This is a genomic window from Cellulosimicrobium funkei (genome assembly GCF_900155925.1).
Classification (GTDB): domain Bacteria; phylum Actinomycetota; class Actinomycetes; order Actinomycetales; family Cellulomonadaceae; genus Cellulosimicrobium; species Cellulosimicrobium funkei.
This window is the reverse complement of record NZ_FTMI01000001.1, coordinates 120,975-139,165: the sequence shown is the minus strand read 5'-3', so window position 1 is coordinate 139,165 and position 18,191 is coordinate 120,975. Positions and strand designations below refer to the sequence as shown.

General features: G+C 74.8%; 23 protein-coding genes. All 23 read left to right on the top strand.

Annotated features, from left to right (window positions below):
- Positions 1-31: 31 nt before the first annotated feature.
- The 23 genes from fliD to fliQ all read left to right on the top strand — a co-directional run bounded on the left by fliD (position 32) and on the right by fliQ (position 18,187).
- The gene (gene fliD / locus BXA05_RS00565) at positions 32-1,408 is read left to right on the top strand and encodes a flagellar filament capping protein FliD (RefSeq protein ID WP_061266688.1); all 1,377 of its coding nucleotides are present in this window, start codon (positions 32-34) and stop codon (positions 1,406-1,408) included.
- 26 nt (positions 1,409-1,434) lie between these two features.
- Positions 1,435-1,857 carry a flagellar export chaperone FliS gene (gene fliS / locus BXA05_RS00560; RefSeq protein ID WP_021483132.1) on the top strand — a complete coding sequence of 141 codons (423 nt, stop codon included), beginning with the start codon at positions 1,435-1,437 and terminating at the stop codon, positions 1,855-1,857.
- Positions 1,847-2,164 (top strand): hypothetical protein, encoded by a 318-nt coding sequence (locus BXA05_RS00555; protein ID WP_061266689.1) that lies wholly within the window; start codon positions 1,847-1,849, stop codon positions 2,162-2,164. The genes fliS and BXA05_RS00555 overlap by 11 nt, the downstream gene beginning before the upstream one ends.
- A gap of 232 nt (positions 2,165-2,396) precedes the next feature.
- The gene (locus tag BXA05_RS00550) at positions 2,397-2,741 is read left to right on the top strand and encodes a flagellar basal body rod protein FlgB (RefSeq protein WP_021482579.1); all 345 of its coding nucleotides are present in this window, start codon (positions 2,397-2,399) and stop codon (positions 2,739-2,741) included.
- 1 nt (position 2,742) lies between these two features.
- Positions 2,743-3,135 carry a flagellar basal body rod protein FlgC gene (locus BXA05_RS00545; protein ID WP_021482578.1) on the top strand — a complete coding sequence of 131 codons (393 nt, stop codon included), beginning with the start codon at positions 2,743-2,745 and terminating at the stop codon, positions 3,133-3,135.
- A gap of 5 nt (positions 3,136-3,140) precedes the next feature.
- Positions 3,141-3,470 carry a flagellar hook-basal body complex protein FliE gene (gene fliE, locus BXA05_RS00540; RefSeq protein ID WP_061266694.1) on the top strand — a complete coding sequence of 110 codons (330 nt, stop codon included), beginning with the start codon at positions 3,141-3,143 and terminating at the stop codon, positions 3,468-3,470.
- Between the two features lie 2 nt (positions 3,471-3,472).
- Positions 3,473-5,101 carry a flagellar basal-body MS-ring/collar protein FliF gene (gene fliF, locus BXA05_RS00535; RefSeq protein ID WP_076403307.1) on the top strand — a complete coding sequence of 543 codons (1,629 nt, stop codon included), beginning with the start codon at positions 3,473-3,475 and terminating at the stop codon, positions 5,099-5,101.
- On the top strand, positions 5,098-6,219 hold the full coding sequence (gene fliG, locus BXA05_RS00530) for a flagellar motor switch protein FliG (RefSeq protein ID WP_076403305.1): 1,122 nt from the start codon (positions 5,098-5,100) through the stop codon (positions 6,217-6,219). The genes fliF and fliG overlap by 4 nt, the downstream gene beginning before the upstream one ends.
- On the top strand, positions 6,209-6,859 hold the full coding sequence (locus tag BXA05_RS00525; RefSeq protein ID WP_083711187.1) for a FliH/SctL family protein: 651 nt from the start codon (positions 6,209-6,211) through the stop codon (positions 6,857-6,859). Before fliG ends, BXA05_RS00525 begins: the two co-directional genes overlap by 11 nt.
- A 95-nt stretch (positions 6,860-6,954) precedes the next feature.
- Positions 6,955-8,238, top strand: a complete 1,284-nt coding sequence (locus BXA05_RS00520) for a FliI/YscN family ATPase (protein WP_232322819.1) — start codon at positions 6,955-6,957, stop codon at positions 8,236-8,238.
- Positions 8,238-8,672 (top strand): flagellar FliJ family protein, encoded by a 435-nt coding sequence (locus BXA05_RS00515; RefSeq protein ID WP_076403302.1) that lies wholly within the window; start codon positions 8,238-8,240, stop codon positions 8,670-8,672. Before BXA05_RS00520 ends, BXA05_RS00515 begins: the two co-directional genes overlap by 1 nt.
- A 2-nt stretch (positions 8,673-8,674) precedes the next feature.
- On the top strand, positions 8,675-9,397 hold the full coding sequence (locus BXA05_RS00510; RefSeq protein WP_083711185.1) for a C40 family peptidase: 723 nt from the start codon (positions 8,675-8,677) through the stop codon (positions 9,395-9,397).
- An 11-nt stretch (positions 9,398-9,408) separates the two neighbouring features.
- Positions 9,409-10,968, top strand: a complete 1,560-nt coding sequence (locus BXA05_RS00505; RefSeq protein WP_076403299.1) for a flagellar hook-length control protein FliK — start codon at positions 9,409-9,411, stop codon at positions 10,966-10,968.
- Positions 10,969-10,981: 13 nt separating this feature from the next.
- Positions 10,982-11,470 carry a flagellar hook capping FlgD N-terminal domain-containing protein gene (locus BXA05_RS00500; protein ID WP_061266696.1) on the top strand — a complete coding sequence of 163 codons (489 nt, stop codon included), beginning with the start codon at positions 10,982-10,984 and terminating at the stop codon, positions 11,468-11,470.
- A 15-nt stretch (positions 11,471-11,485) separates the two neighbouring features.
- Positions 11,486-12,667 carry a flagellar hook protein FlgE gene (locus tag BXA05_RS00495; RefSeq protein WP_076403297.1) on the top strand — a complete coding sequence of 394 codons (1,182 nt, stop codon included), beginning with the start codon at positions 11,486-11,488 and terminating at the stop codon, positions 12,665-12,667.
- Between the two features lie 145 nt (positions 12,668-12,812).
- The gene (locus BXA05_RS00490; RefSeq protein WP_076403296.1) at positions 12,813-13,124 is read left to right on the top strand and encodes a flagellar FlbD family protein; all 312 of its coding nucleotides are present in this window, start codon (positions 12,813-12,815) and stop codon (positions 13,122-13,124) included.
- A 3-nt stretch (positions 13,125-13,127) separates the two neighbouring features.
- Positions 13,128-13,901: a motility protein A gene (locus BXA05_RS00485; RefSeq protein ID WP_021483317.1), complete on the top strand. Its 774-nt coding sequence runs from the start codon at positions 13,128-13,130 to the stop codon at positions 13,899-13,901.
- The gene (locus BXA05_RS00480) at positions 13,901-14,794 is read left to right on the top strand and encodes an OmpA/MotB family protein (protein ID WP_076403294.1); all 894 of its coding nucleotides are present in this window, start codon (positions 13,901-13,903) and stop codon (positions 14,792-14,794) included. Before BXA05_RS00485 ends, BXA05_RS00480 begins: the two co-directional genes overlap by 1 nt.
- A gap of 66 nt (positions 14,795-14,860) precedes the next feature.
- A complete protein-coding gene (locus BXA05_RS00475) occupies positions 14,861-15,760 on the top strand; it encodes a flagellar motor switch protein FliM (RefSeq protein ID WP_061266698.1) in 900 nt (299 codons plus the stop codon).
- Between the two features lie 3 nt (positions 15,761-15,763).
- A complete protein-coding gene (gene fliN / locus BXA05_RS00470) occupies positions 15,764-16,468 on the top strand; it encodes a flagellar motor switch protein FliN (protein WP_076403293.1) in 705 nt (234 codons plus the stop codon).
- Between the two features lie 5 nt (positions 16,469-16,473).
- Entirely contained in the window at positions 16,474-17,070 is a 597-nt protein-coding gene (locus BXA05_RS00465; protein WP_076403291.1) for a FliO/MopB family protein, read from the top strand.
- Positions 17,067-17,909: a flagellar type III secretion system pore protein FliP gene (gene fliP / locus BXA05_RS00460; protein ID WP_076403290.1), complete on the top strand. Its 843-nt coding sequence runs from the start codon at positions 17,067-17,069 to the stop codon at positions 17,907-17,909. Before BXA05_RS00465 ends, fliP begins: the two co-directional genes overlap by 4 nt.
- A gap of 2 nt (positions 17,910-17,911) precedes the next feature.
- Positions 17,912-18,187: a flagellar biosynthesis protein FliQ gene (fliQ, locus tag BXA05_RS00455; protein ID WP_021482560.1), complete on the top strand. Its 276-nt coding sequence runs from the start codon at positions 17,912-17,914 to the stop codon at positions 18,185-18,187.
- The last annotated feature ends 4 nt before the right edge of the window (positions 18,188-18,191 follow it).

Genomic DNA, 18,191 nt, shown 5'->3' with positions numbered 1-18,191 from the left:
GTCCCCCGTCCCACACCTGGAGGTGATCCGCGTGGGCATCTCCTTCACCGGGCTGTCGAGCGGTCTCAACACGGCAGACCTCGTCAAGCAGCTCATCGCCGTCGAGTCGATCCCGCAGCAGCAGCTCCAGGCCAAGGTCAAGGCCGAGCGCTCCGAGATCTCCGCGCTCCAGGACCTCAACACGCGCGTGGCCGCGCTCGCGAAGCTCGCCAAGGAGCTCACCGCCGGCGACGCGCTCGCGCTCTTCACCGCGAAGGGCTCGTCCGACGCGGTCTCGGTCACCGCCCGCGCCGGCGCCTCCCCGGGGAGCATCGACGTCGTCGTCGACGCCGTCGCCACCGCGCAGAAGTCGGTCACCGCGACCCTCACGACGGCTCCCACGACGCGCTTCACCCTCACGGACGCCGCGGGCGAGCACACCGAGCTGACCGCGGCCTCCACGTCGCTCGACGACGTCGTCGCGGCGATCAACCGCGCCGACGCGGGCGTCACCGCGGTCAAGGTCGGTGCGGGTACCGACGCCGCGACGGGGGAGAAGCTCTACCGCCTCCAGCTCACGGGCGCCGCGACGGGCGCCGCGGGCGCGTTCTCGTTCCACGCCGGGACCGCCGCCGAGGTGGACGCCGGCACCGCGACGAACCTGCTCGCCGCTCCCGGCGCGGCCACCGTCACGGCGGCCGCCGACTCCGTGGTGCGCCTGTGGGCCGGCACCGCCGCCGAGCAGACCGTCACCTCGGCGTCGAGCACGTTCACCGACCTCCTTCCCGGCATCGACGTCACCGTCTCGAAGGCGTCCGCCGACCCCGTCACCGTCACCGTCGCCGAGGACCCCGAGGCGCGCGCGAACAAGGTCCGCAGCCTCGTCGACGCCGTGAGCGCGATCCTCGCGCGCATCGGGACGCAGACCAAGGTGACCATCGGGTCCGACGGCTCGACCTCCGGCGCGACGCTCGCCGGCGAGTCCATCGTGCGCAACGCGCGCCAGTCGCTGCTCGGCGCCGTCACGGACCCGGTGGACGGGGCGTCGCTGTCGTCGATCGGCATCGAGATCACGCGCTACGGCGAGGTCACGTTCGACGCCGAGAAGCTCTCGGCGGCCCTCGCCGCCGACCCCGACACGACGATGAGCACGTTCACGCAGGTCGCGACGCGCGTCCAGAAGGCCTCCGAGATGCTCTCCGACAAGTACGACGGCCTCCTCACGACGTCCGTCAAGAACCGCGAGACCCAGGCCACCCGCCTGGACGACCAGATCGCCCGGTGGGACCAGCGGCTCGAGCAGCGCTTCAAGCGCCTCACCGCGCAGTACACCGTCATGGAGGTCCAGCTCGCCAAGCTCGACTCGCAGCAGCAGTGGCTGACGGGCCAGCTCGCGACCCTCATGCCCTCCTCGTCCTCGAAGCGCTGAGCCGCACCTCCCGCGAAGGAACCGCCGTGACCCACCTCGCCCGGAGCGCCTACGGGCGCGACGCCATCCTCACCGCGTCCCCCGCGCGCCTGCTGACGCTGCTCTACGACCGTCTCGTGCTCGACCTGCGCCGGGCCGAGGCCGCGCAGGGCGAGGAGCGGTGGGCCGCCGCGTCCGAGCAGCTCCTGCACGCCCAGGCGATCGTGGCCGAGCTCATGGGCTCGCTCGACACCACGGTCTGGGACGGTGCCGAGGACCTCATGGCCCTCTACGTCTACGTCCACGAAGCCTTGGTCGCCGCGAACGTCCACCGCGACATCGGGCGCACGCACGAGGTCCTCGAGATCGTCGTGCCGCTCCAGGAGACGTGGCGCCAGGCCGCCGAGGTGCTGCCCGCCGGGCACGGGAGCGCCGCGGCGCACGGCGGCGGAGCGACCGGTGTCGCCTGACCGCGCGGGCACGGTCACGGCCTGGACCCGTGCCCTCGACGAGCTCGACGCGATGGCGTCGGTCGCGGGCGAGCACGCCGGCGAGACGGCCGTCGCCCACCTCGCCGCGTGGACCCCTCCGACCGGGCTGGGGCGGCTCCCGGCCGAGCTCGTGGACCGCGCGCTCGAGGTCCTGGTCCGCCAGGCCGACGTGGTGGACCGCCTGCACGCCGCCATCGTGGAGAACCGGCGGCACTCCCGTGCCCTGACGTGCGTGCCCCGCGCGCACGACTCGACCGCGGCGGCGTACCTCGACGTGAGCGCCTGACCCTCGCGACACCTCCGGCCCGGCGGCGCTCCCGGGCGAGCACGGCTCACGCGTCGCGACCCTGCATAGGGGTCGGGTGAGCACACGACCGACCGCGCAGCACGCGTCCCCGCTGCGCGCGCACGACGCACGACGGCGGCCCCTCGGCCGTCGTCGGCTCAGGGTGAGCACGGACCGCTCCCCCCGCAGGCCATCGGACGGCCGACACCGACGACGTGGGGAATCCGCGACCGTGTTCGACTCCGTCACCTCCGTAGCGATCCAGAGCGCGCTGGACGGGCTGTCCGCCCGGCAGAGCGCCATCGCCGAGAACGTCGCCAACATCAACACCCCGGGCTACACCGCGAAGCGCGTGCAGTTCGAGGAGGCGCTGGCGGCCTCCGTCGCCGACGGCGACGCCCGGCGCACCGCCTTCACCGTCGACCGCTCGCTCGAGCCGACCCGGCTCGACGGCTCGAACGTCAACCTCGACACCGAGACCGTCTCGAACGTCGACACCGTCCTGCGCTACCAGTTCGCGACCCAGGCCGTCGGCGGCGAGGCCGCCGCCCTGCGCGCGGCGATGCGGACGGCCTGACATGACCTACGACGCTCTCGGCATCGCCGGCACCGGCCTCACCCTGCACCGCAAGTGGCTCGACGCCGTCGCGGACAACCTCGCGAACGTCAACACCGTCACGTCGACCGACGACGCCGCGTTCCGCGCCCGCTACGTCCTCGCCACCGAGGGCGGCGAGAAGAACCCGGGCGCGTACGTCGCCGGGGCGGCGTGGGGGAGCGCGGAGGGCCGGCTCACGTACGAGCCGGACCACCCGCTCGCGGACGAGGACGGCTACGTGCGCTACCCGGACATCGACATGTCCGAGCAGATGGGCAGCCTCATCCTCGCCCAGCGCGGCTACCAGGCGAACGCCGCCGTGATCGACCGCGCGAAGACGGCCTACGAAGCAGCACTCCAGATCGGGAAGTGATCCTCATGTCCATCCCCTCCGTCGAGGCCACGACCGGCACCGGGTACCTCACCGGCGTCGAGAGCCTCTCCGCGACCGCTGCCGCCGCGACCGGGTCGACCGGTGCCGCGGGCGCGAGCGCCTTCGCCGACGTGCTGGGCGGCGCGGTCGACAGCACGCAGCAGCTCCAGGGCGCCGCGAACGAGCTGGCGATCGCCGCCGTCACGGGCGACCTCGAGAGCGTCCACCAGGCGACCATCGCCTCCACCCGTGCCCAGACGACCCTCGAGCTCGTCGCCGCCGTGCGCAACAAGGCGGTCGACGCGTTCAACGAGATCATGAGGATGCAGGCCTGACGATGCCCGAGAAGATCAGGTCGACGTTCGGCCGCGCGTTCGGCGCCGTCCGCGACTTCACCATCGCCCAGCGCACGCTCGCGCTGCTCGCCCTCGCGATCCTCGTGGTCGGGATCGTCGCGCTCGTGTCGTGGGCGTCGCGCCCCAGCTACACGCCCCTGTTCTCCGGCATGTCGAGCGCGGACGCCGCCGCGATCGTCGACCAGCTCCGCTCGCAGGGCGTGCCCTACGAGCTGACCGACGGCGGCGGCACGGTGCTCGTGCCCGAGGAGCGGGTCTACGAGCAGCGGCTCGCGGCCGCGACGGCCGGCCTGCCCGCCGACGAGTCGGCGGGCGGCTACTCGCTGCTCGACGAGATGGGCGTCACATCGAGCGAGTTCCAGCAGGACGTGACGTACAAGCGCGCGCTCGAGGGCGAGCTCGCCCGCACCCTCTCCGCGATGGACGGCGTCGAGACGGCGACCGTCCAGCTCGCGATCCCCGAGGAGACGGTCTTCGCGGCCGAGCAGGGCACCCCGACCGCGTCGGTGTTCGTCGCTCCCGCCCGCGGCCAGAAGCTCACGACCGAGCAGGTCGAGGCGATGGTCCACCTCGTCTCGGCGTCGATCGACGGCATGGCACCCACCGACGTCGCGGTCGTCGACGCGCAGGGAGAGGTGCTCTCCGAGGTCGGCGTCGGGGCGCGGTCGTCGGGCGAGCAGGCCGGGCAGTACGAGGAGAAGGTGTCCGGGCAGGTGCAGGCGATGCTCGACCGCGTCGTCGGGGCCGGGAACTCGACCGTCGCGGTGACCGCGCAGATGGACGTGGCGAGCTCCGAGCGTCTCGAGGAGACGTTCCGCACGCCGGAGGGCGGGCCCGTCCTCAACGAGTCCACGACGACCGAGGAGTACACCGGCGCGGGCGGTGGCGTCGCCGGGGTGCTGGGACCGGACAACATCGCCGTCCCGGGCGGCGCCGGCGGGGACAGCAGCTACACGTCGGAGGACGCCACGCGCAACAACGCGATCGACAAGGTCACCGAGACCACGACGACGCCCGCCGGCGCGCTGACCCGGCAGGCCGTGTCCGTCGCGCTCGACGCCGAGGTGGCGCGGGGCATGGACACGGCCGCGATCACCGCGATGGTCTCCGCCGCCGCCGGCATCGACGCCGAGCGCGGGGACACCGTCGAGGTCGCGGTGCTGCCGTTCGACACGGGCGCCGCGGAGTCGGCCCAGGCCGCGCTCGCCGCGGCGGAGGAGGCGGCCGCCGCCGAGAGCCGGGCGCAGATGCTGCGCACCGCGGCGGTCGTCGCCGGGGTGCTCATCGCCCTGGTGATCGTGCTCGTGGCCGTGCGGCGCGCCCGTCGTCGCCGCGAGCGGCGCGAGACGGTCGACCTCGAGGACCTCCGTATGACGACCCTGCACGAGCTCGACCGCGAGGACGACCGCCCGGCGCTCCCGTCCGGCGGCGGTCAGGGCGAGCTCGAGCCCGTGCCCGAGCGGCCGGAGATCCAGCCGCCGACCCCGCGGTTCACGAGCCTCGACCAGCGTCGGGCCGAGATCGACGCGCTCGCGGCGACCGACCCCGACAAGACGGCCGAGTACCTGCGGGTGCTGCTCGCCGAGGACCGGGCGGGGGCGCAGCGATGAGCGTCACGACCGCACCGCCCGAGACGGCGCCCGCGGGCACCGGCGCCGCCGGTCTCGCGGCCGCCCTCGACCCCGCCGCCGCGGCGGCCGCGACCGAGGCGGCGCGCAAGGTCGCCGCGATGAGCGGGGTGCAGAAGGTCGCCCTGGTGCTCATGCAGCTCAGCCAGGAGCGGGCGGCGACGGTCCTGTCGCTGCTCTCCGAGGAGGAGGCCTCGGAGGTCGCCGCCGAGATCATGCGCACCCAGGTGGTGGACGAGGAGCTGGCGGTCGCGGCCCTCGACGAGTTCTACGACATGGCGCTGTCCGGGACGCCGCGCCCGCGCGGGGGCAAGGACTTCGCCGTCGGGCTGCTCGAGGCGTCGATGGGCGCCGACCGGGCGGCCGACGTCGTCGAGCGTCTCGTCGCGAGCATGCAGGGCAAGGCGTTCGAGTACCTCGACGGCACCGAGCCGGGACAGATCGTGTCCCTGCTCGACGGCGAGCACCCGCAGACCGTCGCCCTCGTCCTCGCGCACCTCAGCTCGGGCGTCGCGTCCGCGGTGCTCGCCAAGCTGGCCGACGACTACCGCACCGACGTCGCGCAGGCGCTCGCGACCATGGGCACCGCGTCGCCCGACGCGGTGAAGATCGTGTCGGAGCAGTTCCGCACCCGCATGGGCGCGAGCATCACCCCGCGTCAGCCGGTCGAGATCCTCGGCGGCGTCCAGCCGCTCGTCGACATCATCAACCGCTCCGACGGCGCCACGGAGAAGGCGGTCCTCGAAGGGCTCGAGGCCCGCGACCCGCAGCTCGCCGAGGAGGTCCGCTCGCGCATGCTGACCTTCGAGGACATCGCCTCGTTCGAGGCGCGCGACGTGCAGATCATCCTGCGCGGCGTCGAGATGTCGGTGCTCGCGCTCGCCATGAAGGGCACGACCGCCAAGGTCGTCGAGACGATCACGAAGAACATCTCCGAGCGCAACCGGGCGCTGCTGGAGGAGGAGGTCGCCGGGCTGGGCGGGGTGCGCATCAGCCAGGTCGAGGAGGCGCGCGCGGAGATCGTCCGCGTCGTCCGCAACCTCGAGGCCGACGAGAAGATCACGATCCACCGCACGGACGGGGACGAGCTTGTCTACTGACGCCTCCTTCGTGCCGCGGGCCGTGCCGGTCCTGCGCAGCGACCGCGTCGCGGAGGTCGAGGCGGCCGCGTCGGCCCGCGGGTACGCCGCCGGCTACGCGGCCGGGGCCCGCGCGGCCCGCGACGAGGCGGAGCGCCTGCGCGCCGCGCTCGAGGCGGACCACGCGCGGCGCACCGCCGAGCGCGACGAGCGGACCGCGCGCGCGGTCGCCGTCCTGCGTGAGGCCGCCCGGGCGCTCGGCGAGCGGACGGTCCCCGTCGTCGCCGCGGCGCAGGACGCCACGGTCCGGGGCGCGCTCGACCTCGCGGGGTCCGTCCTCGGGTACGAGCTCACCGACCGGCCGGGGGCCGCCCGCGCGGCCCTCGCGCGCGCGACGGCCGTCGCCGACGGCGCGGTCGTCGCCGTCCGGCTGCACCCCGACGACGTGCGCCTGCTGACCGAGGCCGGGGTCGACGACGTCCGCCTCGTCGCGGACGCGTCGCTCGACCGCGGCGACGCCGTCGCGGAGCTCGAGCACGGCTTCCTCGACGCGCGCGTGCGCGCCGCCGTCGACCGGGCGCGGGCCGAGCTGGCGCTGCTCGACGTCGGGCCCGACCTCCCGCCCGACGCCGGGCCCGGCGCGGCCGGAGGGTCGTCGTGACGGCCCCGGTCGGCTCCGCCGTGCCGGGCACGCGCACCACGGCGGGCGCGACCCGCCCGCACTCCCGCCCGCCCGCGCTCGAGTCCCTCGTCGCGGTGGCGCGGCCCGAGCGGGTCGGCGTCGTGACGTCGGCCGTCGGGCTGAGCCTCGAGGTCGCGGGCCTGAGCTGCGGCATCGGCGACCTCGTCCACGTCGGCGACGGCCCGCACCCCCTCGACGCGGAGGTCGTCGCGACCGCCGAGGGCAGGGCGCGCTGCATGCCGCTCGGCCGGCTCTCCGGTGTCCGCGCGGGCGACCCGGTGCGCACGCGCGGCACCGGGGTCCTCGTCCCGACCGGGCGCGGCCTGTTCGGCCGCGTGGTCGACGCGCTCGGCCGCCCCGTGGACGGGCGCGGCCCGCTCGGGCGCGCGCCCCGCGTGCCCGTGGACGCGGACGCGCCCGCCGCGATGGAGCGGGCGCGCATCGACACGCCGCTCCAGACCGGCGTGCGGGTCCTCGACACGCTCACCACGCTCGGCCGGGGGCAGCGCATCGGGCTGTTCGCCGGCTCCGGCGTCGGCAAGTCCTCGCTGCTGTCGATGGTCGCGCGCGGGACCGACGCCGAGGTGTCGGTCATCGCGCTCGTCGGCGAGCGCGGGCGCGAGGTGCGCGAGTTCCTCGAGGACGACCTCGGCCCCGAGGGCCTGGCCCGGTCGGTCGTCGTCGTCGCGACGTCCGACGAGCCCGCGATGATGCGGCGGCGCGCAGCCTTCACGGCGACCCGGATCGCCGAGTCGTTCCGGGAGGCCGGGTCGCACGTCGTCCTCATGATGGACTCCCTCACGCGCGTGTCCATGGCGCAGCGCGAGATCGGGCTGTCCGTGGGGGAGCCCCCCGCGACGCGCGGCTACCCGCCGTCGACGTTCTCCCTCATGGGGAACCTGCTCGAGCGCGCGGGCACCGCGGCGACGGGCTCCGTCACCGGGATCTACACCGTCCTCGTCGACGGCGACGACCACAACGAGCCGATCGCCGACCAGGCGCGCTCGATCCTCGACGGGCACGTGGTGCTCGACCGGTCCATCGCCGTCTCGGGCCACTACCCGGCGGTCGACGCGCTCGCGTCGGTCTCGCGCGTCGCGTCGCGCGTGACCACGCCCGAGCAGAGGTCGGTCGCGCTCACGCTGCGCCGGGTCCTCGCGGCGCGTCGCAAGGCGCAGGACATCCTCGACATCGGGGCGTACAAGAAGGGCACCGACCCCCTCGTCGACGCGAGCCTCGAGCACCAGGGGGCGATCGACGCCTTCCTGCAGCAGGTCATGACCGACAGGACGCCGGCCGAGGAGTCGTGGGCGCGCCTCACGCGGCTCACCCAGGTACTGGCCGGAGGGGAGGACTGATGGCGGGGAAGTTCCGGCTCGCGGGCGTGCTGCGCCTGCGCCGCCTCGAGGAGGACGGCGCCAAGGCGGCGCTCGCGGGAGCGCACGCGGACCTCGCGCGCACCGTGGAGGAGGCGGGCGGTCTCGCCGCCTACCTCGACGCCTCGCCCGAGCGCCCGACGACGAGCGCGGCCCTGTCCGGGCTCGCGGCCTCGCGCGCCGCGGCGAGCGCGCTGTTCTCCGTGCTCGAGTCCGAGGAGCGCGTGCGCGCCCACGCCGTGGACGAGGCGCGCGCCGAGCTCGCGCGCGCCCGCGCCGCCGCGCTGGGCCTCGAGAAGCTCGAGGAGCGGCACGACGCCGAGACGGCCCGCGCGGAAGGGCGCGCCGACCAGGCCGCGCTCGACGAGATCGCCTCGGCCGCGCGGCGCACGGTGCCCGGGGGGTCGACGACGTGAGCATGACCCAGGCGCTCGCCCGCGTGGGCGAGATCCGCACAGAGATCGTGGCGCTGCACGACGTCGTGGCCGCCCCCGGCCGGTCGACGCCGGCGTCGTCGTCCACGAGCGCGACCGACTTCGCGTCGGCGCTCTCGGCGCTCTCGGCGCTCTCGGCGCTGCCGACGACGGGCGCGGCGGGCACCGGCTCGGACGTGGTCGGGCGCCTGCTCGGCAGCCTGTCCGGAGCGACGGGCGCCGACGAGCTCGCGCGCAGCGCGCTGTTCGGGGCGGGGGCGTCGCCGGGCGCTGCGGGCGCAGCCGTCGTGCCGGCGGCCCCCACGGCGCCGGTCGGCGCCGCGACCGCGCCGGACGGCGCGACCGACGGCGCGGCGGGACGGTCGGTCGTCGAGACGGCGCGCCAGTACCTCGGCGTGCCGTACGTGTGGGGCGGCGAGAGCCTCGGCGAGGGCGGCCTCGACTGCTCGGGCCTCGTCCAGCTCGTGTACTCCGCGCACGGCGTCGACCTGCCGCGCGTCGCGCGCGACCAGATGCGCCAGGGGACCGAGGTCGGCTCGCTCGCCGAGGCGCGACCCGGCGACCTCGTGGTGCAGCGCGGGGGCAAGCACATCGGCATCTACCTGGGCGACGGGCAGATGATCCACGCGCCCAAGCCCGGCCGCACCGTCGAGATCACGGACGTCACCGACGCCTCCGTGACGACCGTCCGCCGCGTGATCGGCTGAGGAGGACCACGATGACCCTGACCACGAACGCCCTGGTCGCGGCTCCGGCACCGGCCACGACGGCGCGGCCCCGGGCGGCGTCCGGAGCCTCGGCCGACGCGTTCGGCCGCAGCTTCGACGCCGCGCTCGGCGAGGCGGCCCGCGGCCGCCCGGAGCCCGCGCGCGCTCACGGGGGCACCCCTGCCGACCGGGCCGTCGACGACGGCGCGACCACCGCCGAGTCCTCGACCGGCAGCACCCCGACCGCCGGGTCCTCGACCGACGGGCCCGCGGCCACCGGGGCCCCCGGCGCCGACTCCTCGGCGGACGGCGCCACAGCCGCGGACGGTCAGCCCGCCGTGCCGCCCGTGCCCGTCGGCCTGCCGGGCCTGCCGGTGCTCCCCGACGCGGCGCCCGTCGGTCTCGACGGCGCGCTCGCCGGCACCGCCACGCCGGACGGCGCGGCAGCTGCCGCCGTCGCGGACGACGCGGTGCCCGGCGACGAGCACGGTCCGACGCGCGCCGCGTCGTCGGCCGACGCCGCGGGCGCCCCGGACGCGTCCACGGCTGCCCCGGCCACGGGCGACCGCCCGGGCGCACCCGGCACAGCCTCGGCGGCCGGCACCGCCTCGGCGGTCGGCACCGCGGCGGCGGCCGGGCCGGGCGAGGCTCGGACGCCGACCGGTGCACCGTGGTCGTCCGACGCGACGGCGACGGCGGACGGCCCGGTGACGGTGCCCGCCGCGACGCGGGCGAGCGGTGGTGCCGGAGAGGCCGTCGCGACGGCCGGACCCCTGGCGAGCGCCGGGCCCGGGGCCGGGACGACCACGACCCCGCCGCCGGGTCCGGTCCCCGCCACGCCGGGTGCGCCGGTCCCCGCCGCGCCGGGTGCGCCGACCAGCTCGGGGGGCGTCGCCGTCGCCCCTGCACCGGGGGAGGCGGACGGCGTGACCTCACCGGTCCCGACCGGCCCGGAGGGCACGACCCTCGCGCCGGACGCCGCGCCGCGGGCCGCCGGGGAGCTCCTCGCCGCCGCCCCCGTCGCGGCCCCTGCCGCACCGGCCGCCGTCGGCGCGCCCGCGGTGACCGCCCCGGCGGCCGCGTCGCACCCGGCACAGCCGCTGCGCGCCCAGGTCGCCGGGCCCGTCGTCCGGCTCGCCGAGGCGGGCGACGGCGACCACGTGCTCACGCTCTCCGTGACGCCCGAGAACCTCGGGCCCGTGACGGTCCGCGCGCACGTCGCGGGCGGTGACCTGCGCATCGAGCTCTACGCGCCGCACGACACGGGCCGCGAGGCGCTGCGCGCCATCGTCGCCGACCTGCGGCGCGACCTCGCGGGCATCGCGGGCGGGGCGTCGTCGGTCACCGTCGCGGACGCGGGAGCACCGGGCGCGGCTGTCGATGGTCGGGACGGTCGGGACGGCCGCGGCGCCACCGCGGACGGGTCCGGCGCGCGTCGCGACCCGCAGGAGCCCGGCGCGCACGACCGCGACCCGGCCCGCCCGCACCGAGGGGCCACCGAGCCCGAGACCGAGCCGACAGTGGTCGGCAGGACGTACGGCGCCGCCCGGCGCCTCGACGTCCTCGTCTGAGGAGAGGAACCACGTGCCCGTCGAACCCGTGAGCGCGCCGGCGCCGGCATCGATGTATGCCACGAAGAGCGTGCGCGCGCCCAAGCAGGAGTACGACAGCGAGCTCTTCCTCGGGCTCCTCGTGACCCAGCTGCGCAACCAGGACCCGTCCAGCTCCATGGACACCGGCGAGATCGTCTCGCAGACGACGTCGCTCGCCATGATGGAGGCGCTCACGCGGATGAGCGGGCTCGTCGAGGAGTCGTTCGCGCTCCAGATGCGCCAGTCGGCCGCCGACCTCCTGGGCAACAAGGTCTCCTACCTCGACGCCGACGGCGTCGAGCACACGGGCACCGCCACCGCGGTGTCGTACCGCGACGCGGTACCCACCGTGACGATCGGCGGGGTGACGGTCGACCTCGACCACGTCTCCGCCGTCACCTCCTCGGTCAGCACGGATGCCACCGGGACCCCGGCAGCCACGGACGGCGCCACCGACGACCACGGCAGCTCCGCCGCCTGACCCGAAAGGACTCTCGTGCTCCGCTCCCTCAACACCGGAATCTCCGGCCTGCGCGCCCACCAGAACATGCTGGACGTCACGGGCAACAACATCGCGAACGTCAACACGACGGGCTTCAAGTCCTCGCGCACCCAGTTCCAGGACACGCTGTCCCAGCTCGTCGCGGCGGGTGTCGCGCCGGACCAGCAGGTCGGCGGCGCGAACCCCGCGCAGATCGGCCTCGGCGTCACGACGGCCGCCATCACGACGCAGTTCACGCAGGGCGCCGCGCAGACGACGGGCGTCCCGACCGACCTCATGATCGACGGCGACGGGTTCTTCGTCGTCGAGCGGGGCGGCCAGGCGTACTACACGCGCAACGGCGGGTTCACGTTCGACGGCGCGGGCCGGCTCGTCAACGCGAGCGGCGACCTCGTCCAGGGCTGGACCGCCACCGACGGCGTGGTGAACACGAGCAGCCCGCTCGGCAACCTCACGATCCCCGTCGGGGACGTGATCCCGCCCCGCGCGACCACGGGCGTGACGTTCGGAGGCAACCTGCCCTCGGACGCCGCGGACGGCACCGAGCTCGTGCGCGACGTCGAGGTCTTCGACGCGGCGGGCCGGGCGAGCAAGCTCTCGCTCGTCTTCACGGCCGCCGCCGGCGGCTGGTCCGTGAGCGCCCGCGACGGCGCGACCGGCGCCACGCTCGCGGGCCCGCAGGCCCTCACGTTCACGGGTGGTGCCCTGACCGGCGGCGGGTCCCTCGCCGTCGGCGGCGTGACGGTCGGCCTCGACGGGCTCACGTCGTACGCGGGGCTGTCGAACGTCGCCGTCGCGAGCAAGGACGGCGGGGCCGCCGGGTCGCTCACGTCGTACTCCGTCTCCGGCGACGGCTCGATCGTCGGCCGCTACTCGAACGGCCGGACCGAGGTCCTCGGTCAGGTCGCGCTCGCGACGTTCACCAACGCGGGCGGGCTCGAGAAGGCGGGCGACTCGCTCTTCGCGGCGACGCAGTACTCGGGCGATCTGCTGGTCGGCGCCGCGGGCGACCCGGGCCTCGGCTCGATCACCGCGGGCGCTCTCGAGATGTCGAACGTCGACCTCTCGCAGGAGTTCACCAACCTCATCGTGTCGCAGCGCGGGTTCCAGGCGAACTCGCGCGTGATCACGACGTCCGACGAGGTGCTCACCGAGCTCGTCAACCTCAAGCGCTGACCCGGGCGCGGTGGGGTGCCTCCCGGCCCGACCGGGAGGCACCCCACCGAACCCCGGACCGGAGCCCGCACCGCCCCCCGACCCGCACCTCCGTCCCGAACCCGTCCGCACCTGACCCGGACCCGTCCCACCCGAAGGGAGAGCCGTGATCGTCCTCACGCGCTTCAGCTCCGAGCGCATCGCGATCAACGCGGACCTGGTGGCCCGCGTCGAGACCAACCCGGACACGCGCGTGACGCTCATCGACGGCTCGCGCTACATCGTGACCGAGCCCATGGAGGTCGTGATCCGCCTCGTCGAGGAGCACAAGGCGCGCGTGCTCGCGCTCGCGCGCTCCCTGCCCGCCCCCGCCGAGCGCGCACCGCTCGAGGTCGTCCGGTCCGCGCCCGGCGACGCCCCCGCCCCCGGCGACCGCCCGGTCGCCCTCGCACCCCTGCCCGACACGAGGACGAAGTAGGCCATGGACCCCGCAACCATCATCGGCATCCTCGTCGCGTTCGGCTCGCTCATCGCGATGGTGTACCTCGAGGGGTCGCAGATCACCTCGATCCTGCTCCCGGCACCGATCATCCTCGTCTTCGGGGCGAGCATCTTCGCCGCCGTCGCGTCGGGGACGCTCAAGGACTCGGTCCGGGCCTTCAAGACGCTGCCGCGCGCGTTCACGGGCAAGGCGCCGCGTCCCGCGGAGGCCATCGAGGAGGTCGTCCGGGCCGCGGAGATCGTCCAGAACGACGGCGGCCTGCTCGCCCTCGAGGCCGAGTCCCAGAAGACGGACGACCCGTTCCAGCGCAGCGCGCTGCAGTCGCTCGCCGACGGCTCGGACGCCGAGCAGCTGCGCACCCTGCTCGAGGAGCGGATCGAGACCAAGGCCCGCGAGGACGCCGTCGCGTACGACTTCTTCAACGCGATCGGCGGCTACGCCCCCACGATCGGCATCGTCGGCACCGTCGTCTCGCTGACCCACGTGCTGGAGAACCTGTCCGAGCCCGAAAAGCTCGGGCACATGATCGCCGCGGCGTTCATCGCGACGCTGTGGGGCATCCTCTCCGCCAACTTCATCTGGCTGCCCATCGGCGCGAAGCTCAAGCGCCTGTCCGACCTCGAGATCGAGCGGCTCCACGTCCTCCTGGAGGGCTACATGTCGATCCAGGCGGGCTCGCGCGCCCGGGTCATCGACGAGCGGCTCAAGACGATGGTCCCCGAGTGGTCGTTGCCCGAGGACAAGGCCGCCTGATGGCGCGGCGTCGCAGGGGCGGCCACGGCGGCGGGGGCGGCGGTGGCGGGCACGACACGGGCGGCTCCGGCCGCTGGATGGTGTCGTACATGGACATGGTGACCGTCCTCATGTGCCTGTTCATCGTCCTGTTCGCCATCAGCTCGGTCGACCAGGGCAAGTACCAGGAGCTGAAGTCCTCGCTCGCGGAGGGCTTCGGCAACGTCGAGGACGCCGCGGTCGTCGAGGAGGTCGTGGAGAACCCGGCGCAGGAGCCGGTCGACGTCGAGACGGACCTCGAGCGCGCGCTCGACGAGGTGTCGGACCTCTCGGCGCTGCGCGACGCGATGGCCCGCGACCTCGCCGCGCACGGGCGGTCCGACACGGTCCGGTTCGACATCGACGAGCGCGGGCTCACCGTGCGGCTCGTGTCCGCGGACACGTTCTTCTCGCCCGGGAGCGCGGACCTCACGCAGGAGGCGCGGGCGGTGCTCGACGTCGTGGGCCCGGCGCTCGCGCCGACCGCGCACGAGATCCGCATCGAGGGCAACGCGGACTACACCTCGACCGTGACGTCGGTCTTCCCGTCGAACTGGGAGCTGTCGTCGTCGCGCGCCACCGCCGTGCTGCGCCACCTCGTCGAGCAGGACGGTCTCGCCGAGCACCGGATCGCCGCGGTGGGCTTCGGGTCGGCGCGCCCGCTCGCCGAGGGCACGAGCCCCGAGGCGCTCGCGACGAACCGCCGCGTCGACATCATGGTGCTCTCGTCCGCGCCGGAGGCCGTGCGCGCGCTCATCCCGCAGGTGCTCTCGGGGCAGCTCAGCGCGGCGGACGTCCCGGCCGCGGAGGCGGACGCGCGGGCTCTCGCGCGGGCCGCCGAGACGGCGGGGGAGGCGGGCGCTCCGGGGGAGTGACGCGGCCCGTCGAGCCTGCGCGACGTCGCGCAGGCTCGCGTCGTGCGCGCCCGCATAGGAGCGGTCGTGAGCACGACGACACCCGAGCGGGTCCAGCAGCCCGCACCGAGCCGCAAGGTCGAGGTCTACGACTTCCGCCGCCCGACGACGCTCGTCCGCGAGCACCACCGCATCCTCGAGATGGCGTTCGAGAGCTTCGCGCGCCAGTGGGGCACGCAGCTCACGGCCCGCGTGCGGGTCGTGAGCCAGGTCAACCTCGCCGCGGTCGCGATGCGCACCTACGACGACTACGTCGCCGAGCTGCCCGTGACGACGACGTTCGTCGTGTGCGAGCTCGAGGGGATCGGCCCGCGCGCCGTCCTGCAGTTCCCGCACACGGACGCCCTCACGTGGATCGCCCACATGCTCGGCGCCGGGCCGTCCATCCCGGTCGTCGACCGCAAGTTCACCGACGTCGAGCGCACGCTCGTGACGTCGCTGCTCACCGAGACGCTGCGCGACCTGCGCCACTCGATGGGCCGGCTGCTCGAGAACCCCCTGCGGATCTCGTCGATCCAGCACAACTCGCAGTTCGCCCAGGCCGCCCCCACCGCCGAGCTCATGATCGTCGCCGAGCTCGACCTCCGCGTCGGCGAGCGCGCGTGCCGGGCGACCCTCGCCGTGCCGTCGGTCGCGCTGCTCCCGCACCTCGGCGAGGCCAACCCGGCGGACGACCCCGCCGACGCGACCCGGCGCACGCGCCAGCACGTCGCGCGCTCGCTCGTCGACGTCACCGTCGAGCTCACCGGCGCGTCCATGACGCCGACCGAGGTGCTGGACCTCGCCGTCGGCGACGTCGTGCACGTCCCCCACGCCCAGTCCCGCCCGCTCGACGTCATCGTCGACGGCCACGTCCTGGCCCGCGGCGCCGTCGGCTCGTCCGGCTCCCGCCTCGCCTGCCGCATCGTCACCACCGAGGAGAACTGACCCATGAGCACCGCCACCCCGGTCGAGCAGTCCGTCGTCGAGGCCGCGTCCGCCGCCGCCCACGCGCTCGTCGAGCTCGTCCCGACCAGCACCCCGCTGCGCGCGGCCCTGCGCGGCGGCGCCCCCGTCGGCCCGCAGGCCGCACGGGCGGTCGTCGCCTCGTACGTGGGGGACTCCGGCACCGACCTCGCGCTCGCCCTCATCGACCAGGACACGCTCGCCGACGCCTCCCAGGAGGCGGCGCTCGACGTCACCGACGTCCTGCGCCCCGCCCTGGAGGCCGCGGGGTCGACCACCGGCGTCGGCGTGCTCGGGGAGGTGCGCGTCGCCGACGCGACCGCGCTCTTCGAGGACCCGGAGTCCGTCGTGTTCGAGCTCTCCACGGACGACGGCCCGACGGCGGGCTGGTTCGTCGTGCGCACGCGCCGCGCCCTGCAGAGCCTGCCCGACGAGGCCGTGACCGGTGCCCGGCTCGCGCGCATCTCCAACGTCGAGATGCGTCTCTCCGTCATCGTGGGCCGCACCCGGATGCCGGTGCGGGACGTGCTCAGCCTCGAGCCGGGCGCCGTCGTCGAGCTCGACCGGTCCGCCGGGGCGCCGGCGGACGTGCAGCTCAACGGCCGCACGATCGCCAAGGGCGAGGTCGTGGTCGTCGACGGCGGCGACTACGGGGTGCGCATCACCAAGATCCTCGACGCGGACGACTGACCGGCATGGACGTCACCACCGTGCTGCGCGTCGCCTTCTCGCTGGCGGTCGTGCTCGGGCTCCTGTGGGTCTCGTACCGCGTCGCGAGCAAGACCTCGCGCTCCGCGCCGCGCGGGCGCCAGGAGCAGCTGACCGTGGTCGCGCGCCAGGGGCTGTCGCAGAAGAGCGCCGCGGTCCTGCTCGAGGCCGGGGGCCGCCGGTACCTCCTCGGCGTGACGGAGTCGTCCGTGACCGTCATCGACGGCCCGTTATCCGTGCCGTCCGACGTCCCGCCCACCGCGGTCACCACGGTCACCGCCGCGGACGCGACGCCCGGTGCCCCGACCTCGGACGAGCCGTCGTTCGACGACGCCGTCACCGCGGCACGGCTGTGGCTCGCGCAGCCGCCCGCGAACGGGGACGCCCCGGCGTGGAACGGCGAGCCCGGCTCGGTTCCCGCCGACGTGCCCGCCGACGTGCCCCCGGCCGTCTCGGGGCCTCGGGCCGGGGCCCTCACGACCGCCGTCGTCGCGCCGCCCGTGCCGACGAGCGCCCTGCGCACCTTCCTCGCGCCCGACACGTGGCGCAAGGCCGCGCGGGTCGTGCGAGGAGGTGCCCGGTGACACGCGCCCTCCCGTCGCGCCGCGCGCTGCGAGTCGCGGTGCTCGTCGGGGCGGTCCTGCTCCTCGTCGCGGTCGCGACCGTCCTGCTCGCGCCCCACGCGGGCGCCGCGGTCGTCGACCCGACCGACCCGGCCCCGCCCACCCAGCCGGTCGACCCGCAGGACGGCGGGTCGACGCTCTCGGTGGAGATCAACGGGCCGAACGGCGAGCCGTCGTCGTCCCTCGTGACGCTGGTCGGCATCACGCTGCTGTCGCTCGCGCCGACGCTGCTGCTCATGATGACGTCGTTCACCAAGATCTTCGTCGTCCTCGCCCTGACCCGGAACGCGCTGGGCACCGCCACGGTGCCGCCCAACATGGTCCTCGCCGGGCTCGCGCTGTTCCTCTCGCTGTTCGTCATGTGGCCGGTGTTCGGCGAGATCAACGACGCCGCGGTCCAGCCCTACCTCGACGGCACCACGACCTTCAGCCAGGCGCTCGACGCGGGCGCCGTGCCGCTGCGCGAGTTCATGCTCGCCCACACTCGCGAGGAGGACCTCGCGCTCATGACGCGCGCCGCCGACCTCGAGAACCCGGCGACCCCCGTCGACGTCCCGCTCACGACGCTCGTCCCCGCGTTCGTCATCTCGGAGCTCCGCGCCGCGTTCATCATCGGGTTCGTCGTCTTCGTGCCGTTCCTCGTCATCGACCTCGTCGTCGCCGCGGCCCTCATGAGCATGGGCATGATGATGCTGCCGCCGACGATGATCTCGCTGCCGTTCAAGCTGCTGCTCTTCGTCCTCGTCGACGGGTGGGGTCTCATCACGACGTCGCTCATCGGCTCGTACGGGATGGGTTGACCGTGGAGACCGCCGCCGTCCTCGACGTCGCCACGCAGGCGCTCGTCCTCGCCGCCAAGCTCGCGGCCCCCGTGCTCGTCACGTCGCTCGTCGTGGGCCTCGCCATCTCGATCGTGCAGTCCGTCACGCAGATCCAGGAGATCACGCTCTCGTTCGTCCCCAAGGCGCTCGCGGTCGCCGTCGCGCTCGTCGTGTGCGGCAACTGGATGATCGGCGAGATGGTGACGTTCACGCACGAGATGTTCGACCTCATCCCGTCGCTGCTGAACGGGGGCTGACGTC

Bases quoted from the DNA above. Each gene is read 5' to 3' on its own strand.
- fliG (WP_076403305.1), top strand. From the start codon at position 5,098: ATGAGCGTCACGACCGCACCGCCCGAGACGGCGCCCGCGGGCACCGGC.
- fliF (WP_076403307.1), top strand. From the start codon at position 3,473: ATGCCCGAGAAGATCAGGTCGACGTTCGGCCGCGCGTTCGGCGCCGTC.
- fliE (WP_061266694.1), top strand. From the start codon at position 3,141: ATGTCCATCCCCTCCGTCGAGGCCACGACCGGCACCGGGTACCTCACC.
- BXA05_RS00515 (WP_076403302.1), top strand. From the start codon at position 8,238: ATGGCGGGGAAGTTCCGGCTCGCGGGCGTGCTGCGCCTGCGCCGCCTC.
- BXA05_RS00480 (WP_076403294.1), top strand. From the start codon at position 13,901: ATGGCGCGGCGTCGCAGGGGCGGCCACGGCGGCGGGGGCGGCGGTGGC.
- BXA05_RS00465 (WP_076403291.1), top strand. From the start codon at position 16,474: ATGGACGTCACCACCGTGCTGCGCGTCGCCTTCTCGCTGGCGGTCGTG.
- BXA05_RS00545 (WP_021482578.1), top strand. From the start codon at position 2,743: ATGACCTACGACGCTCTCGGCATCGCCGGCACCGGCCTCACCCTGCAC.
- BXA05_RS00505 (WP_076403299.1), top strand. From the start codon at position 9,409: ATGACCCTGACCACGAACGCCCTGGTCGCGGCTCCGGCACCGGCCACG.
- BXA05_RS00485 (WP_021483317.1), top strand. From the start codon at position 13,128: ATGGACCCCGCAACCATCATCGGCATCCTCGTCGCGTTCGGCTCGCTC.
- fliN (WP_076403293.1), top strand. From the start codon at position 15,764: ATGAGCACCGCCACCCCGGTCGAGCAGTCCGTCGTCGAGGCCGCGTCC.
- BXA05_RS00510 (WP_083711185.1), top strand. From the start codon at position 8,675: ATGACCCAGGCGCTCGCCCGCGTGGGCGAGATCCGCACAGAGATCGTG.